Below are 16,791 nucleotides of genomic sequence, written 5' to 3'. Positions count from 1 at the left end.
CCTTTGTCTCAAGGGGTTGAAAGTCTTCACCCAACACGAATTACGCTTGGGTAAATTGATTTAACTAAACAAAACTCGCAAATTTTAGTGCACATGGACAAAGAACGTGCAGGAATTCAATCGGTCGAGGTGGGTTTTGCCCTGCTGGAGGGGCTGACCCGCTCGCGCGGGCCGCTCATGCTCAAGGATGTGGCGGCCTCGGCGGGCATGAGCGCGGCCAAGGCGCACCGGTATCTGGTGAGCTTTCAGCGCCTGGGCCTGGTCACACAAGACCCGCGCAACGCCCGCTACGACCTGGGCCCCGCCGCCCTCAAGCTGGGGCTGGCGTCGCTGGCCCGGCTCGATGCCGTGCGCCTGGCGCGCGAGCGCATGCCGGAACTCATGGAAGCCATCGGTCACACGCTGGCGCTGGCCGTGTGGGGCAACCACGGCCCCACCATCGTGCACTGGGAGGAGTCGCCCCAGGCTGTCACTGCCAACCTGCGCCTGGGTGACGTGATGCCGCTGTTGTCGTCGGCCACCGGCCGCTGCTTTGCGGCGCACATGGCGCCTGATGTGGTGGCGCCGCTGCTCAAGGAGGAGCTGGCCCGCGCCGTGAAGATGCGCCGCACCGACCTGCCCTCGACCATGACCGAGGTCAACACCCTGCTGGCCGAGGTACGCGAACGCGGTGCCGCGCGGGTGGTCGATACCTTGCTGCCTGGCATCGTGGCGTTCTGCGCACCCGTGTTTGACGCGGACGGCCACCTGGAGTTGGGCATCACCACGCTGGGCTCCATTGCCACCTTCGACCCCGAGTGGGGCGGCGCCATCGACGCGCCGCTGCGCGCGGCTGCGGCCCAGCTCTCCAGTGATCTGGGCGCGGGCAGCGCCTGACGGCCCCGGCACGCAGGTAGATGCCACGGCGCGCGCTCTTTCTCATCACAGTCCTGGTGCTGGCCCTGCACTGGCTGGTGCTGAGCGGCGTGCCGCTGGCTTGGGACAGCCCCCGGTCGCCTGTCGGCAAAGTGTTCAGCACGCGCAGCATTGCGGCCCCGCCGCCACCCGCTGCCGCTGTGGCAGCTGTGGCAGCCGTTGCCCCCATTGCGGCGAAACCTGCGGTCGCGCCCAAGCCGCCCGCGCGCCCCAAACCACAGGCACGGGCAACACACCAACCCCCGGTCGCCCAGGCGCCATCCCCTGCATCCCCCTCCACCGAGGCCACGGCCCCCAGCACCGAGGCGGGTGCAGACGTCGCGCTGGCCGCCCCCGCCGAAGCTGTCTCGACCGTTGTGGAGGAAACGCTCCCCACAACGGCAGCCTCCCCTGCATCGGCACCAGCCCAGGCATCATCAGCGCCTCTCCCCTCTGAAGCCACAACAGGCGTGGACATCGCCCCACCCGGGGCTGGCACGGACCACACGCCCAACACGGCACCACCGCCTGTGCGCCTGCCCCCGCCTACACGGCTGGCGTTTGACGTGAGTGGGCAGGCCAAGAAATTTGCCTACAGTGCCCGCGCCGAGCTGCTGTGGCAGCACGATGGCAGCCGCTACGAGGCGCGGCAGCAGATCAGCGCCTTCCTAGTGGGCTCCCGCACGCAGCGCAGCGTGGGCGCCATCACGGCCCAAGGGCTGTTGCCCGAGAAATTTTCAGACAAGTCCCGCAGCGAGCAGGCAGCGCACTTCGACTACACCAAGGGCCGGGCCACCTTCAGCGCCAACACGCCGGACGCCACCGTGGGCCCGGGGGTACAGGACCGGCTGAGTGTGTTCATCCAACTCGGCGCCCTGCTCGCCGCCGATCCCGCACGGTTTGTGACCGGCACCCAGATCACGCTCACCACCGTGAGCGCGCGCAGCGCCGACCGCTGGACCTTCACCATCGAGGGGGCAGAAACACTGGACCTGCCCGCAGGCGCCACGCCCACCCTCAAGTTGCAGCGCCTGCCCCGCAAGGACTACGACCAGAAGGCCGAACTGTGGGTGGCCCCCGCACTAGGTTATCTGCCGGTACGCATCAAGCTCACCCAAGCCAACGGCGACTTCGCCGACCTGCAACTGAGCCGCAGCGGCCCGCCTTGATAGTCTGGAGGGGTCTTGTTAAAAAGTGTTGCGCAGGAGCGCCATCCCACCAAAATAGACCCGCGAAACCGGAAGCACCGGGTTTTCATGAAATACTGCATCGGCAAGGGGACAAAAGCCACGGGCTTTGCCTGTGCCACTTGAACTCTGCGCACCCGCTGTCATCTGACATCTATATCGACAAGGGGAACACGATGCACATGCTCTACGACTCAGAATCCTTCGTGGTGGTCCACATGCTGCCCGACGCCGTGGAGAAAAAGAGCGCCCAGGTGCTCAACGACACCGCCCCCGCCGTTCCCCAGCTCGCGCGCCACGGCTTTGAAATCGTGGACAAGCGCTCCGGCAAAGAGGTGTACCTGGACGGCTCTTGGGCCGAGATGTTCCAGGAGCAGATCCTGGCCTGGCAGCGCGACACCCCCACACAGGAAGAAGTGGAAGACGCGCTGGACCGCTATGCGGGCCTGGCACAGAACCCGGTCGTGGTGCACTGACCGCATCCTCCACAGCAGCCATCCCTGGATGGTCCAGGGGGCCCAGATCGGTCTCCTCCATTCTCGGCAGACTGGGGCAGCGCCCCCAGTTGTCACACCTCAATCACCTCGGGCGGCAGCCCCTGCAGGTGCCGTTCATGCATCGCCAGATAGGCAGCCTCGATATCACGCGCAAACTGGTGGGTGTTGAACAAGGGGGACTGGGCTTTTTCCGCTTGGAGTTTGTCGCGCAGCGCCTTCAGGCGCGCAGGGTCCTGGGCGAGCGAGATCGCCAGGGCTTCATATTCGGCGGCGCTGTAGGTCACAAGCTCCGGCAGGCCCACAGCATGTAGCAGGCTGGCCGCCACTCGCGCCGCAAACGATTCTCCCAGCCGCGTGAGCACCGGCAGACCCGCCCACAAGGCATCGCTGGCCGTGGTGTGAGCGTTGTAGGGCAAGGTATCCAGAAACAGGTCGGCCAACCGGTGGCGCGCCAGATGCTCGATCAGAGGCAGGCGCTGTGCAAACACCAGCCTCTCGGCCGCCACGCCGCGAGACTGCGCCTCGCGCCGCAGGCTGTCCTCCACAGCAGGATTGTCTGCCAGAAGCCACAGAACGCTGTCAGGCACCCCTTGCAGAATGCGCATCCAGCTGTCGAATACCTGCGGGAGGATCTTCTGGTTGTTGTTGAAACAGCAGAACACGCTCCCCGTGGCAGGCAGCCGCGCCTCTTCCCTGGTAAACATCCGGTCACTGATCGCGCGCTGCGAGTCGTTGACCTGGTAGCTGTGCGGCAGGTAGACGAGTCTTTCGGTGAAATGGCGCCGCGCGTCGGGGGGCACAACCACCTTGTCGGCAATCACGTAGTCCATATAGTCTGCCCCGGTCGTCCCCGGGTAGCCCAGATAACCGGCCTGGATGGGGGCGCAGCGGTGGGCAAAAATGCCAAAGCGGCAGCCCGTGGTGAAACCCATCAGGTCAATGGCGATGTCGATGCCCAGCTCCCGCGACAAGCGGGCAATATCGATCTCGCTGCGCTCGCGCACGTCGATGAAATGGTCGAAACCTGCAACCAGACGCGCGCGCATGGCATCCGTCGCGGGAGGTCCGAACGAAAAGGCAAACCACTCGAAGCGTTCACGGTCATGGACTTCGAAAAGCTGCGCTATCAGATACGAAGTGGCGTGGCCGTGGAAATCCGCAGAGTAGTAACCGACCCGGATCTTGCCTGCGCCAGCACGCGCAAGGATGGGCCCCAGGACGGTGGATTCAGGAAAATCCTGCTGTACGGAAGCTTGTGCCGCCTGCTTGTGCAACTCGGGCGAGTCGAACAACGAAAGCGCGATGAAGGGTTTCACACCCAGCTCACCGGCCCGGATGCTCCGCTCACATTGCGCCATGTCGTCTGCCAAGTGCCCCCAATCGCCGGTCTTGAGCCTGCAGCTCGCAAGATACCCGAGCAGATACTTCGCATCTGGCTTGAGGCGATACACCTGCGTGTAGTCGGCCACGGCGTCCTGATGCCGGTTGAACCGGATGTTCAAATTGGCGCGGTTGTAGTACAGGTCTGGCCTTTCAGGCGCCAGCCGAATCGCCTGGTCGTAGACGGCAAGTGCTTCTGCATACCGCCCCGCCTCCAGCAACGAAAGGGCTAGGAACGCCAGGATCTCCACGTCGAGTGGGCTCAGTTGGGCAGCCTTCTGAAAAGCCTGTACCGCATTGGACAGTTGGAAAAGGCTGCGCTGCGCTATCCCCAGGTTCTTGTGGGCTTGGACCAGTTTGTCATTGCCCTGAATGGCGGCCTCGAAGTGCGCAATGGCCTGCGTCCACTGCTCCTTTTGCGCCAGGATCGCCCCCTTGCCGTTATGGGCTTCGGCGTGCTGAGGCCTCAGTGCAATAACGTGATCGAAACATTTCAGGGCCTCGTCCGAACGGCCGGCATCGGCGTGCAGCATGCCCATGTTCTGGCACGCGTCCACGTCCTGGCCGTCCAGGGCAAAGGCCTGTTCATAACATTTCAGCGCCTCGTCCAGCCGCTCCATCTGGCGAAGGGCATTACCCTTGTTGTTATGGGCGGCAGCCAGTCTGGGCTGAAGGGCGATGGCCCGGTCGTAGCTTGCGATGGCGTCTTCGGGCCGCGACAACTCCTTGAGCGTGATCCCCCGGTTGACGTAGGCTTCTGCGAAATCTGGGCGCAGGCTGGTGGCTCGCTCAAAATGCGCCAGTGCTTCGTCATGGCGCTTCAATGCGCTCAAAGCCAGCCCACGATTGATGTGGGGCGCAGCATCGTCCGGAGCCAGCTTGATGGCCTGGCCGATCAGGTCCACCGCAATTTGCAAGTGACCCGCCTGGTACGCCAAAACGCCTTGCATGTGCAGGGCGCCAACGTTTTTGGGGTCATTCTTCAAAATGGTGTTGTAGAGCTGGTTGGCCTGCGCAATGGCGCCCTCCCGGTGTGCTCGCATGGCCTGGTCCAACCACGCAGCCAGTTGGGCTTTCGTCACTTGGGGAGGGCGTATTCCGAAGTTGTAGTGAATGCTCATGATCCAGGGTGTGCAGCGGATAGAAACGCGGAACGGCCGTCACCAGGACAACCCTCCAGCGCCAATAAAAGGGAGATTGTGACGCGAGCGCCCCCTCGGTCAGATCGCCGCTGCCGGATAGATGCGCCGGTACAGCGGGCCTACCAGCATCAGCACCGCCATCAACCGGCATACCTGAAACGCTGTGACCACGGGCACGCCCAATTGCAGCACCTTGGCGGTAATCGCCATCTCCGTGATCCCGCCCGGCGAAGTACCCAGCAGCAAGGTGACCCAGGGCAACCCCGTGGCCCAGGCCAGCAGGCCCGCGAACAACGTGCACGCCCCCATCAACACCAGCGTACCGGCGGCTACGGATACGAGCCAGCGGGGAGCCGTGCGCAGGAAATCAGCCCGAAAGCGCACTCCGAGACTCACACCGATCACCAGTTGCGCTGCGTTCACCATGGCCGCCGGCACGGCGGACAGGCTGATGCCCGCCATCGTGAGCACCATGGACACGAGCATGGCGCCCATAAACCAGGGGTTGGCACGGCCCAGCCGGTCCATCACCAGGGCACCAGCACCCGTCAGCAGCGCCATCAGCGCCAAGCCGGGCCAGTCCACCGCCCGCACGGTGGGCGGCAGAATGTCCAGGCCATGCAGACCGCTCCACTGCAAGGCAAAGGGAATCGTCACGGTGACGATCAGCAAGCGCAGGCTGTGGCTCGCTGCAACCAAGTCGGTGCGTGCGTTCTCGCGCTCGGACAGCAAGGTCATCTCGGACGCAGCACCAATTGCACCGGCGAAGTAACTGGTGGCGCGCAGCATGGGTGCAGGCACACCGTGCATGCGCGGTGCATGCAGCCTGTACAGCCAGGCACCAAACAGCCAGCCGAGAAAAAGCGCCCACACGATGCCCAGCACGATGGCCCACCACAGCCCGCTGATCAGCGCCGCCACCTGGGGTGTGAAATAAAGGCCCAGCGCTGCGCCAATGGTCCACTGCCCGGCATTGCGCAGTGGCCCCCAGCTCTGCGTAGGGCCGCCAGCGATCGACACGACGGAAGTCGCCAGCAACGGGCCGATCATCCAGGGCAAGGGCGTGTGCAGAGCCACGCAGCCGACTGCGGCGGCAAGGGCCAGAACAAGCGTTGCAAGAACGCGAAAGAAAGAATTCACAGGCATGGTGAAAGTGAGACGGCATCAGTCGATGACCAGTACACCCTGCAGCCACCATACCGACACTTTCGACCTGGCGACCAGTCCAAATGGGAAAGGGAGACAACGTGAAAAGCCGCATCCCTTTGCCTTTCAGGTTCAGGGGGCACCTGCGCCCCTGAAGTAAGCAATGGTCTGGCGCAATCCAGCATCAAGATCCATACGGGGCTCCCAGCCGCCCAGCAGTTGGTGCGCCAGCGTGATGTCGGGTTGCCGCTGCCGGGGGTCATCTCCCGGCAGGGGGTGGTGGGTGATCCGGGCGGCGGCCCCCGTGTGAGCAAGGACCTTCTGGGCGAGTTCCAGGATAGTGAATTCCCCAGGATTCCCCAAGTTGACAGGCCCCGCCACTTCGTCCGGCGTTGCCATCATGCGCACCAGTGCTTCCACCATGTCGTCCACGTAGCAGAAGCTGCGGGTCTGGTCACCTGAGCCGTATACGGTCAGGTCAGCGCCGCGCAACGCCTGCACGATGAAGTTGGAGACCACCCTGCCATCGTCCGGGCGCATGCGGGGGCCATAGGTATTGAACAGCCGCACCACCTTCGTGCGCACGCCATGCTGGCGCCGGTAATCGAAAAACAGGGTCTCCGCACAGCGCTTTCCCTCGTCATAGCAGGCCCGCACGCCAATGGGATTGACGTTGCCCCAGTAGGACTCCGGCTGTGGGTGCACGCTGGGGTCGCCATACACCTCGCTGGTGGAAGCCTGAAGAATTACGGCCCTGCACTGGCGGGCCAGCTCCAGCAGGTTCAGCGCCCCCATCACGCTGGTACGCAGGGTCCGCACGGGGTCGGCCTGGTAGTGCACGGGCGATGCGGGGCAGGCGAGGTTGTAGATTTCGTCCACCTCAGCGGCCAGCGGCTGGGTGACATCGTGCCGAAGCCAACGAAAACGCGGCGAAGCCTGGAGGTGGGCAATGTTCTTTTCGGAGCCCGTGGAAAAGTCATCCACGCACAGCACCCCATGACCATCTTGCAACAAACGCTCGCACAAATGAGAGCCGAGGAAGCCCGCGCCCCCGGTCACCAGGATTGACTTAGCCTTCTTCATGGTGTGGTGGCCCCAGGTGCATCCACCGCATTCCGCCCCACCGTCAGATAGTCGAACCCCAAAGCACGCATGGACCGAGGCTCGTAGAGGTTGCGCCCATCCACGACCAGCGGCTGCCGCAGGACCGCCCGCAGGGCATCGAAGTCGGGACTGCGAAACACCTGCCATTCGGTCACGATCAACAATGCGTCGGCATCGCGCGCCGCATCCATAGGACTTTGGGCATAACGGATACGCTCCAACAGGTCGGGCCGATCCTGCAAATCGTCTTGCAGGCATCGGCGAGCCTCCTGCATGGCCACCGGGTCAAACACCTGCAGCACCGCACCACGCTCCAGCAGTTCGCGCACCAGCACCCTGCTGGGAGCCTCGCGCATGTCGTCGGTATTGGGTTTGAAGGCCAGCCCCCACAACGCAAACCGTTGGCCCGAAAAATCCGGGCCGAGCCGCTGCACCAGCCTATCCACCAGCTGCCGCTTCTGTCCTTCATTGACCTGCGCCACCGCCGCCAACAACCGCAGCGGGAGCCCGACGTCATCGCCCATGCGCTGCAACGCTGTCACGTCCTTGGGAAAGCAACTGCCACCGTAACCAACGCCGGGATAAAGAAAGCTGTCACCAATGCGCGGATCAGCGCCAATACCCACCCGCACAGGTTCGATATCCACCCCCAGACGATCTGCCAGATTGGCCATTTCATTCATGAAACTGATGCGCGTGGCGAGCATGGCGTTGGCGGCGTACTTTGTGAACTCTGCGCTGCGGCGGTCCATGCAGATAACGCGATCATGGCCATGCCCGAACGGGCGGTACAACGCACGCATGAGATCACCAGCGCGCTGCTCTTCAGGCGACTCACCCAATCCAACGATGATCCGGTCAGGCCGCATGAAGTCGTTGATCGCACTGCCCTCTTTGAGGAACTCCGGGTTCGAGACCACCGCAAAGCCAGGTGCTGGATGGGCACCGGGCCAGCGCTGGGCAAGCACAGTAGCGACGGCCTTGTGCACCGCTTCGCCCGCGCCCACAGGCACGGTAGATTTGTTGACGATCACCTTGAAGCTGGTCATGTGGGTCGCGATGGCACCCGCCACCTCGAACACATGACTCAGGTCCGCACTGCCATCGTCCGCAGAGGGCGTGCCCACCGCGATGAACTGCACGTCACCGTGGGCAACACCGCGCGCCATGTCGGTGGAAAACGCCAGCCTGCCGGCGCGGACATTGCCGACGATCAACTCCTGCAGCCCTGGCTCGTAGATTGGAATCTCTGCGCGCTGCAGTGTGGCAATTTTTTCGGCATCCGTGTCGATGCACAGGACATCATTGCCCAGCTCCGCAAGGCATACGCCGGTAACGAGCCCCACATAACCGGTTCCGAACAAGGTGAGATTCATGGAGGGGGCAAAAAAACTGAAAAATACAAGACATGGGGCTCGCGCCCACGCGAAGGGCGCCGTGAAGTTTCACACCTCAATCACATCGGGAGGCAGCCCCTGGTGCGCGCGTTCGACCATTGTGGTGTATGCCGACTCGATATGCCCCGCAAAGAGCCGGGCATTGAACAAGGGCGACTGGGGCCCCTGTTCCTCCAGCTTGTCCCGAATGCTCCTGAGTTGCACCACATCGCGGGCAAGCTCTATGGCTCGGGCCTCAAATGCAGACTGCGTCTGGGTGACAAGCTCGGGCAACCCCACGGCATGCAACAGGCTCGCCGCCACTCGGCTCGCAAACGATTGTCCTGAACACGTCAGAACCGGCAGCCCTACCCACAAGGCATCGCTCGCGGTGGTGTGCGCGTTGTAGGGCAGCGTATCAAGGAAGAGGTCGGCCATCCGCTGGCGGGCGAGATGCTGGTCCATGGGCACGCGGCTGGCAAACACGAGGCGGTCTGCAGAAATCCCCCGGGCCTGCGCCTCTCGGCGCAGATTCCGCGCCGCAATCGGGTTGTCTTCCAGCAGCCACAAGACGCTGCCTTCAACGGCATGGAGGATGCGCATCCAGCCGTCAAACGTGGGTGGGAGGATCTTGAAGTTGTTGTTGAAGCAGCAAAACACAAAACCAGTGGCGGGCAAACCCAGTTCGTCGCGGGAAAATGTCCGGTCAGCTACTTTCCGCTGGGAGTCGTTGACCTGGTAGCTGTGCGGCAGATAGACCACTTTTTCAGTGAAGTCGGCCTGGGCATGGGGAGGAATCACCACCTTGTCGGCGATCACATAGTCCATGTAACCGGCGCCGATGGTGCCAGGGTACGCCAGGTAGCTGACCTGAACGGGTGCACACCGGTAGGAAAAACATCTCAAACGCGTCGCTTGCGTAAAGCCCATCAGATCCACAGCAATGTCGATACCAAGCTCTCGCGAAAGCTGCGCAATATCTAGATCGGTACGCTCACGCACATCCAGAAAATGGTCAAAGGCCACCACCAGTCGCTCGCGCATGCTGTCGTGCACCTGGGGACTGACCGAAAACGCGAACAATTCAAATCGCTCGCGGTCATGCACTTCAATCAGCTCTGCAATCAAGTACGCCGAGGGGTGATTGCGAAAATCTGCAGAGTAGTAACCGATGCGAATCTTATCGCCCCTCGCACGAACAGGAATCGCGCCCAACGCTGCAGAGCCAGGCATATCGCGTTCTACAAGACGGCTTGCAATCTCTTTGTGGAGGGCAGGCTGGTCGAACACGGACAGGGCAGAGAATGGCTCAAGGACAGGCTGCCTAGCCCGGATGTCCTGTTGGAGCTGAAGCAGTTCTTCCTCCAGGTTTTGCCAAATACAGCCATGGACCTTGGCGGTAACGATCTCGCTTTGCAGCATCGCCAAAGGAGCGGGCAGCCGCTGGGCCAGATAGAACTGCTGCAAAGCCTCGTCGTACCGCTTCATCTCCCGCAAAAGCCGACCCATGAGGAATCTGGACTCCCCCTGCTGGGGCCGAAGCTCGATCGCGCGGCTCACGTCCGCCAGTGCGCTTTCCAGATTTCTCAGTTGCAGTTGCGCCTCGCCACGGTTGTTGTACGCCTCGGCGGACTGCGGGTTAATCTCCAGCGCCCGGCTGAAGGCAGCAACCGCTTCTGCATACCGGCCCAGCCTCAGCAAAGCCGTGCCTCGGTTGTTGTGCGGCTCCGGTATCTCGGGTGCGCGCTCGATCACCTGGTCCATGCACTCCAGGGTTTCATCAAACTGCTTCATCTGCAGGTGAATGCAGCCCAGATTGAAACGCGCCTGCACATTCGCAGGATCTATCGCCAGCACCTTGCGGTAGCTTTCCATGGCCTCCGGCAACCGATCCAAGGTTTGCAGGACCGTTCCCCGGTTGTAATGTGCGAGCCCCAACCCAGGCGAGAGTGCAATGGCCTGATCGAACGAAGCCAGCGCGTCCTGATTGCGCTGCAGGCGTAGCAGCGCGTTGCCACGATTGAAGTAGGGGTCAACGTAGTCGGGCTTGAGAGCGATGGCTCGGTCGTAGGCGCGAATAGCGTCTGCGGGCCGGTTGGCCATCATCCATTCATTGCCCCGGGTGTTGCACGCCGTCGCATCATCGGGGAGGGGCGACTCCACAGATCTAACGCCCGCAACCAAGCCCGTTCCATAGTTGATTCCGAATTTAAAACTGGGCTGGCTGGCTGGTATGGCACCAGGCTTGAAGGACTGCCCGAAATGGGGTTTCTTTGTGTCGGTCAAGGTGCTTCCCGATACAGATGAGAGATTGACATCCCGCCATGGTAAACACCTGCGCGGCACCGAACCGCCATCAAGCGCCAGCCGGGCGGCTCCAGGGACAACAGCCAAGTCCACCGCAAAGCAAACCGCCATGGAAAGCGGGTACTGTGGCCTCCTCTTTCTGGGCGCGCAGAGCGCACTGACGGAGCTTTTCAGCGCTCAGGCGCGCCCCGCCGGTGTGCCATTTCTTGTCCCATCCTGCCCAGCACAGCGGGCTCCAAAAGATGCAGCGCCGCCGGGTAGGCCTGGCGCTCCTCGTGGTGGATATGGCTCGCATAGCGCGCCGCAAATCGATCAAAAAGCGCCTCTGCCGATTCCGAGAAGCCTTCGATTTCCCCGTGCGCCAGCGCTTGTAGCGGAACTCGCGCCGCCGCCCAGTCAGCCACCATGTCGACATGGTCCTGTTGCAGCCGCTGCACCAGAGTCCTCATCTCCGGTGCAGCCTGGGCCAGCAACAGCGGGAAGACATGGAGCTCCTCATCCTCATGGTGCAATGGCGCAGCGACATCAAAGTAGCGCAACACATCGCGCGCGGCCTGGCGCGCGCTCTCATCGGCACCTTGCTGGCGGACATGTTCACGCAGGCGGTCCAGCAGTGTCAGCGTGCGCTGCACGCGCTCGTGGCAGGCCTCCAGCATGGCGAAGGGCTCTTCGAACCCGACTGCAGGTGCGCTGAAGCCAGGAATGTGGCGAGCAGGTGCAGAAGTGGACGCCATCCTCGCCTCACCCAAAGCGCACGGGCTGGCCCTGGCGGTCGAAGGGGATGTAGGCACCATGCGCACCGCCCTTGATCGCATCCACCATGCGCTGCAAAGGCGCCTCGGCATCGGCGCTGGTGGGCGCCTTGTTCAGGGTGCCCGACATGGCGGCTGCGAACACCATGGCCCAGTCGTGGCCAGGGGCCGTGAACTGGCTGGCCTCACCGACCAGCGCGTCGAACGAAGGCAGCTCCTGTGGCGTCTTGTCCACGCACATCAGTGGCACCAGCGCGCCGCCCTGCCCGGCTTCAAACCGGGCCCGCTGCGCGGGGGTGGCATCGTCGGGCAATTCAACGGCAACAAACACGAACAGGAGCCGCTGGGGTTCAGGCTGCATGCGTGCCGCCTCAAGTAGATCGTCGAAGCTGGAAATGTTCATAAAAAATTCCGATGAATTAAAAATGCTGCGAGGGAGGCTCGGTCTTCTCAGAAGCCTGGCACCACGCCCTTTTGCGGGTCTAGCGTGCTCACATAGCTGTCTGCTACAGGTCGAGCACGCGCCGCCTTGCGCGATTGCACGGTGCCAATGCTGACAAAACACAGCGCCTGCTCCCAGGCATCCAGCTGGAACAAGCCGCGCAATACGGGGGACTTGAGGGCCTTGCCGCTGGTGAGGGCCGATCCGAAGCCCTGTGCAGTGGCCATGAGCAACATGTTCTGCACCGCGCAGCCAGCGGACACCAAGCGCTCTGACAGGTCGATGGCGGGGTCGCCGCACTGGCTATCTACCACCACCAGCATGAGTACCGGGGCACGGTAGGCCTTTTCGCGGGCCTGCTCGGCCTGCTCGGGCGTAGCGGCAGGATCTCGTTCGCACAGAGCCTGCGCAAACACGTCGGCCAACGCCGGCCGCGCGGCGGCGGGCACCAGCACAAAACGCCAGGGCGTCAATTGGCCGTGGTCCGGCGCGTGGGCCGCAGCGCTGAGAATCTGGGCCAGCTCCCCCGCGCTGGGTCCGGGAGCAGCCAGGCGTTTAGGCAGGATGGTCTGGCGCGAGTGGATCAGCGCGGCAGCCATGGCGGCGGTATCGTCTGGCGGGAGCGCAGCAGTTGGCACCTGCCGGGGGGCATGGTGCAGAGGCCAGGGAATGACAGCCATCACAGGTCCTTGAAAGAAGCTTCTTCAGCCCGGCCGGCCGTCGGCCCGCAGGCAACCGTACCACCGGCCCAGCCGCACACCCCATACGCCCATGGTGGCGGCCCACAGGAAAGCCGCCACCGGCAGCACCCACACCCACGCTATGCCAAAAACGCCCGGCACTTCTGCCGCAATGCGCAACACGGTAGCCACCTGCAGCAGCCAGAACAATGTCCACGCCGTGTGGTCAGCAACCAGCGCACGGCCACTGTGCCCACACGACACCCGCGTCACCATGGCCAGCATCAGCGATGCCAGGCAGCCCATGGTCAGGGCATGCAGCGCTCCCAGGCCCAGGGCTCCCATGCCATAGCCCCACGCCAGCCACCGCGAAAGCCCTCCGAGCAGAAAGGCAAGGCCGAGCCACAGGAAACCGATATGCAGCATGGCCAGCAACCTGTTCTTGAGGCTTTGTACCAGCCCCCAGACACAGGCCAGCCAGACCAGCACGCACCCGATCACCAACTGCAGCGTGCCGTGTACCACCCCCCAGGCCGGCCCCGCAGCGCTGGCAGGCAACCCGAGCCAATCCAGCCACACCGCCAGCACCTGCAGCACGGCGGCCGCCAGCATCAGCCACAGCACCCAGAAAGGCCGCCAAGCCTGCACCATGGGCATGGCACTGGAGGTGAAAAATGGAATCATGCGGTGCGCCACCGTGACATACACCACCACTACAAACCCCCACAGGCCGGTGAAGACCCAGGCACGTGCGAGCGCATGGGTGCCCACGGCCAGCCCCAGCCACAGCCCAACAAGGCTGATGCATCCCAGCGTACAAGCCCAGGCGATGGTGCGAGCATGCAACTGGTCCTCGGCCTGGCTGCGCCGCACACGCCCCCAGAACTGCGCGGTCATCCAGACGAGGCCCGCCGTCGCCACCGCCAACCCGACCAGCGCCACGCCCACCCACAGGTGCGCGCCCACCAGCCACAACAGCCACCCCACCGCCTGCGCCACCAGCGGTGCGCGAATCGCCTCCACTGGCAAAGGCTCCACCCCGAGCCATTTAGGGCCTGCTGTGAACAGGAAGCCGGAAAAGAACAGGGGAATGAATCCGAACGCCATCACGGCCGAGTGCACCAGTGTGGGAGACACCGCGTAATAAAGCCCCCACCCACCGCTGGACCGCGCCACCTGCACCAACGCCCACCACCCCCCTGACACCACCAGCACCACCATGGCCAGGAAAAACCCCAACCGGTGCGGTGCCAGCATCAGATAGCGCCAGCGCCATTGCCTGTCCAGCGACGCCAGCATCTCCGGCGACGGTTTTCCCGACGCGGTGCGCAGGGGGATGACGGGGCGAGAGGTCACCCGCAGGTCCCCAGATGCCCGCACTGCGTGCAGTAGTCGCAACCATCCTTGCGGATCACGGCGTGGGCGCCACACTCGCTGCATTTCTTGCCCGCCATGGCCTGGGGCACTGCCACCGGGGGCGGTGCAGGCTCATCCAGCGGCAGCTGCTGCTGTACCGGGTCGGCCACGCGGCGCGCCAGGATGTTCTGAATGGCATAGGCCATTGCCGCCACCTCGGAGTCGTGCCACATGGGCACCAGCGTGCCGTCGTCCTTGCGATGGGTGCCCAGGCGCACGGGGCCGCGGTCCCAGGCGACCTTGCGCATGTCCGACAGCGCCCGCTCCAAAAAGCCGCCACGCGCTGCGAGCGACAACATGCGCATGCTGGACGTGATCCACTGCTGCGACTCGCCGCTCTGGCCCACGGGCATGAAGAACTCGATGGCGCGGTCCACCGTACCGTTGCCCACGCCCGTGGGCACGGGCAGGAAGGACACGATGAGGTACAGGGTCTTGTGCCCCTCTTGCGTCCAGTATTCGAGCTTCTCCGCCACGGCAGAGAGACCGCCTTGGGGGCGGCTTTCGATGACGGTGCGCATGGGATCCACCGGGGGTGCGGGTGGCACCATGGGCGCAGCAGCAAGCGTGGGCGCAGGTGCAGCGTGGGTCTCCAGCACCGACCCCAGGATGGCGTTGGGTCGGTAGGTGGCCAGGCCCTTGAGCTTGGCGCGCCAGGCCTGAAGGTACAGGTCCTTGAACCCTTCGTAGGGGTAGTCGGCAGGGATGTTGACAGTCTTGGAGATGGCCGTGTCCACAAAGGGCTGCACGGCCTCCATCATGGCGATGTGGCCTTCGGCGGGCATGGCGAGGGCCGAGACGAAATAGTCCGGCAACGCCTCCACATCCCCGCCCAGCTCGCGGTACAGGCGCCAGGCATGGTCTTCCACCGCGTATTCGGTCGTGCTGCCGTCGGACTCGCGCTTCTTGCGCTTGTACATCCACGAAAACGGCGGCTCGATGCCGTTGGAAGCGTTGTCGGCAAAGGCCAGGCTCACGGTGCCCGTGGGTGCGATGGAGAGCAGATGGCTATTGCGGATGCCATGCTGGCGGATGGCAGCCTGGAGCGACTCCGGCAGGCGGCTGGCAAACGTGCCTTCGACCAGATAGCCGTTGGCATCGAACTTCGGAAACACTCCTTTCTCACGCGCCAGGTCCACCGATGCGGCATACGCTGCGTCGCGCATGTACTCGGCAATCCGCGCAGCCATGGTGCGGCCCTCGGGCAGGTCGTAGCGCAGGCACAGCATGGCCAGTGTGTTGCCCATGCCGGTAAAGCCCACACCAATGCGGCGCTTGGCCATGGCCTCGTCGCGCTGCTGCGGCAGCGGCCAGTAGGTCACATCGAGCACGTTGTCGAGCGCACGCACCTGCAGCGCCACGGCTTTGGTAAACGCATCGAAATCAAACGCAGCAACCCCGCCAAAACCGAAGGGGTGGCGTACAAAGCGGGTGAGGATGATGGGGCCCAGGTCACAACAACCGTACGACGGCAGCGGTTGCTCACCACAGGGATTGGTCGCGGCGATGTCTTCGCAATAGTGCAGGTTGTTGTCTTCGTTGATGCGCCCCAGGAACAGGATACCGGGCTCGGCAAAGTCGTAGGCCGACTTCATGATGGTGTCCCACAGCTCGCGTGCGGGCACGGTGGCATACACCCACTGGCCGTCTGCACGCTGGTGGGCGCCCTGGGCGAGCAACGCAGCGCCGGGGCGAGCCTTGTGCACCAGCTCCCACTGTGCGTTGTTCTGCACGGCTGCAATGAACTCGTCCGACACGCCCACCGACACGTTGAAGTTATTCCAGCGCCCTGGCGTGCGCTTGGCTGTGATGAACTCGTGCACATCGGGATGGTCGATGCGCAGCACGCCCATCTGCGCCCCCCGCCGCGCTCCCGCGCTCTCCACGGTGGAGCAGGACTGATCGAACACGTTCATGTAGCTGCACGGCCCCGATGCCATGGAGGCGGTGGCCTTCACCTGTGCGCCCTTGGGACGTATGCGGGAGAAGTCATAGCCCACGCCCCCGCCACGGCGCATGGTCTCGGCCGCCTCACGCAACGCTTCGTAGATGCCCGGAAAGCCTTCGTCATCCACGCCCTGAATACAGTCACCCACGGGCTGCACAAAGCAGTTGATGAGGGTGGCCTGTATGTCGGTGCCTGCCGCGCTCATGATGCGGCCCGCGCCGATGGCGCCTGCCTTCAGGTTGGCGAGGAACAAGGCTTCGTACTTGTCGCGCAGCTCCGGTTTTTCGACCGAGGCCAGAGCCCGCGCCACACGCTGGTACAGCTCGTCGGCGGAGGTTTCGCCAGGTTTGAGGTATTTCTCGCGCAGCACATCCAGGCTGATGGGCTGCAGGGACGAGGTGGGCTTGAGGGGGGGCTGAGGTTCGCGTTTCATGGGGGCCGATGATTTGGGTTTCACGCCTGTGAGGTCTTGCGTTCCATCAAGAGGGCCTCATTCCTCACGGATCTGCCGCGAGAATGC

13 protein-coding genes are annotated in these 16,791 nt (G+C 63.7%); 3 read left to right on the top strand and 10 right to left on the bottom strand.

Features of this window, described 5'->3' with window-relative positions:
• The first annotated feature begins 93 nt into the window (after nt 1-93).
• From AC2YJX_RS17265 to AC2YJX_RS17255, 3 genes are all read left to right on the top strand, one after another.
• On the top strand, nt 94-876 hold the full coding sequence (locus AC2YJX_RS17265) for an IclR family transcriptional regulator (RefSeq protein ID WP_055396937.1): 783 nt from the start codon (nt 94-96) through the stop codon (nt 874-876).
• A gap of 20 nt (nt 877-896) precedes the next feature.
• Entirely contained in the window at nt 897-2,063 is a 1,167-nt protein-coding gene (locus AC2YJX_RS17260) for a DUF3108 domain-containing protein (protein WP_487256765.1), read from the top strand.
• Between the two features lie 194 nt (nt 2,064-2,257).
• Complete coding sequence (locus tag AC2YJX_RS17255) at nt 2,258-2,557, top strand: BTH_I0359 family protein (RefSeq protein WP_055392879.1); 300 nt, start codon at nt 2,258-2,260, stop codon at nt 2,555-2,557.
• A 92-nt stretch (nt 2,558-2,649) separates the two neighbouring features.
• Here AC2YJX_RS17255 and AC2YJX_RS17250 read toward each other — a convergent pair whose 3' ends face one another.
• The 10 genes from AC2YJX_RS17250 to AC2YJX_RS17205 form a co-directional block, all read right to left on the bottom strand.
• Nucleotides 2,650-5,079, bottom strand: coding sequence for a tetratricopeptide repeat protein (locus AC2YJX_RS17250; protein ID WP_487256764.1), 2,430 nt, complete (start codon nt 5,077-5,079; stop codon nt 2,650-2,652).
• A gap of 99 nt (nt 5,080-5,178) precedes the next feature.
• Nucleotides 5,179-6,246 carry an AbrB family transcriptional regulator gene (locus AC2YJX_RS17245; RefSeq protein ID WP_228897570.1) on the bottom strand — a complete coding sequence of 356 codons (1,068 nt, stop codon included), beginning with the start codon at nt 6,244-6,246 and terminating at the stop codon, nt 5,179-5,181.
• A gap of 132 nt (nt 6,247-6,378) precedes the next feature.
• A complete protein-coding gene (locus AC2YJX_RS17240; protein ID WP_487256763.1) occupies nt 6,379-7,329 on the bottom strand; it encodes a UDP-glucuronic acid decarboxylase family protein in 951 nt (316 codons plus the stop codon).
• Nucleotides 7,326-8,726: a UDP-glucose dehydrogenase family protein gene (locus tag AC2YJX_RS17235; protein ID WP_228897572.1), complete on the bottom strand. Its 1,401-nt coding sequence runs from the start codon at nt 8,724-8,726 to the stop codon at nt 7,326-7,328. Before AC2YJX_RS17235 ends, AC2YJX_RS17240 begins: the two co-directional genes overlap by 4 nt.
• Nucleotides 8,727-8,795: 69 nt before the next feature.
• Nucleotides 8,796-11,012 (bottom strand): O-linked N-acetylglucosamine transferase, SPINDLY family protein, encoded by a 2,217-nt coding sequence (locus tag AC2YJX_RS17230; protein WP_487256762.1) that lies wholly within the window; start codon nt 11,010-11,012, stop codon nt 8,796-8,798.
• A 191-nt stretch (nt 11,013-11,203) separates the two neighbouring features.
• Nucleotides 11,204-11,767, bottom strand: a complete 564-nt coding sequence (locus AC2YJX_RS17225; RefSeq protein WP_233559481.1) for a hemerythrin domain-containing protein — start codon at nt 11,765-11,767, stop codon at nt 11,204-11,206.
• 7 nt (nt 11,768-11,774) lie between these two features.
• Entirely contained in the window at nt 11,775-12,188 is a 414-nt protein-coding gene (locus tag AC2YJX_RS17220; protein ID WP_121507776.1) for a ribonucleotide reductase subunit alpha, read from the bottom strand.
• Between the two features lie 47 nt (nt 12,189-12,235).
• Nucleotides 12,236-12,907, bottom strand: a complete 672-nt coding sequence (locus AC2YJX_RS17215) for a nitroreductase family protein (protein WP_121507777.1) — start codon at nt 12,905-12,907, stop codon at nt 12,236-12,238.
• A 24-nt stretch (nt 12,908-12,931) separates the two neighbouring features.
• Complete coding sequence (locus AC2YJX_RS17210) at nt 12,932-14,263, bottom strand: NnrS family protein (protein WP_487256761.1); 1,332 nt, start codon at nt 14,261-14,263, stop codon at nt 12,932-12,934.
• Nucleotides 14,260-16,704 (bottom strand): adenosylcobalamin-dependent ribonucleoside-diphosphate reductase, encoded by a 2,445-nt coding sequence (locus AC2YJX_RS17205; RefSeq protein WP_487256760.1) that lies wholly within the window; start codon nt 16,702-16,704, stop codon nt 14,260-14,262. Before AC2YJX_RS17205 ends, AC2YJX_RS17210 begins: the two co-directional genes overlap by 4 nt.
• Nucleotides 16,705-16,791: the final 87 nt, after the last annotated feature.

Source organism: Acidovorax sp. SRI_002, assembly GCF_057586455.1.
This window is presented reverse-complemented; position numbering and strand designations above follow the sequence as displayed.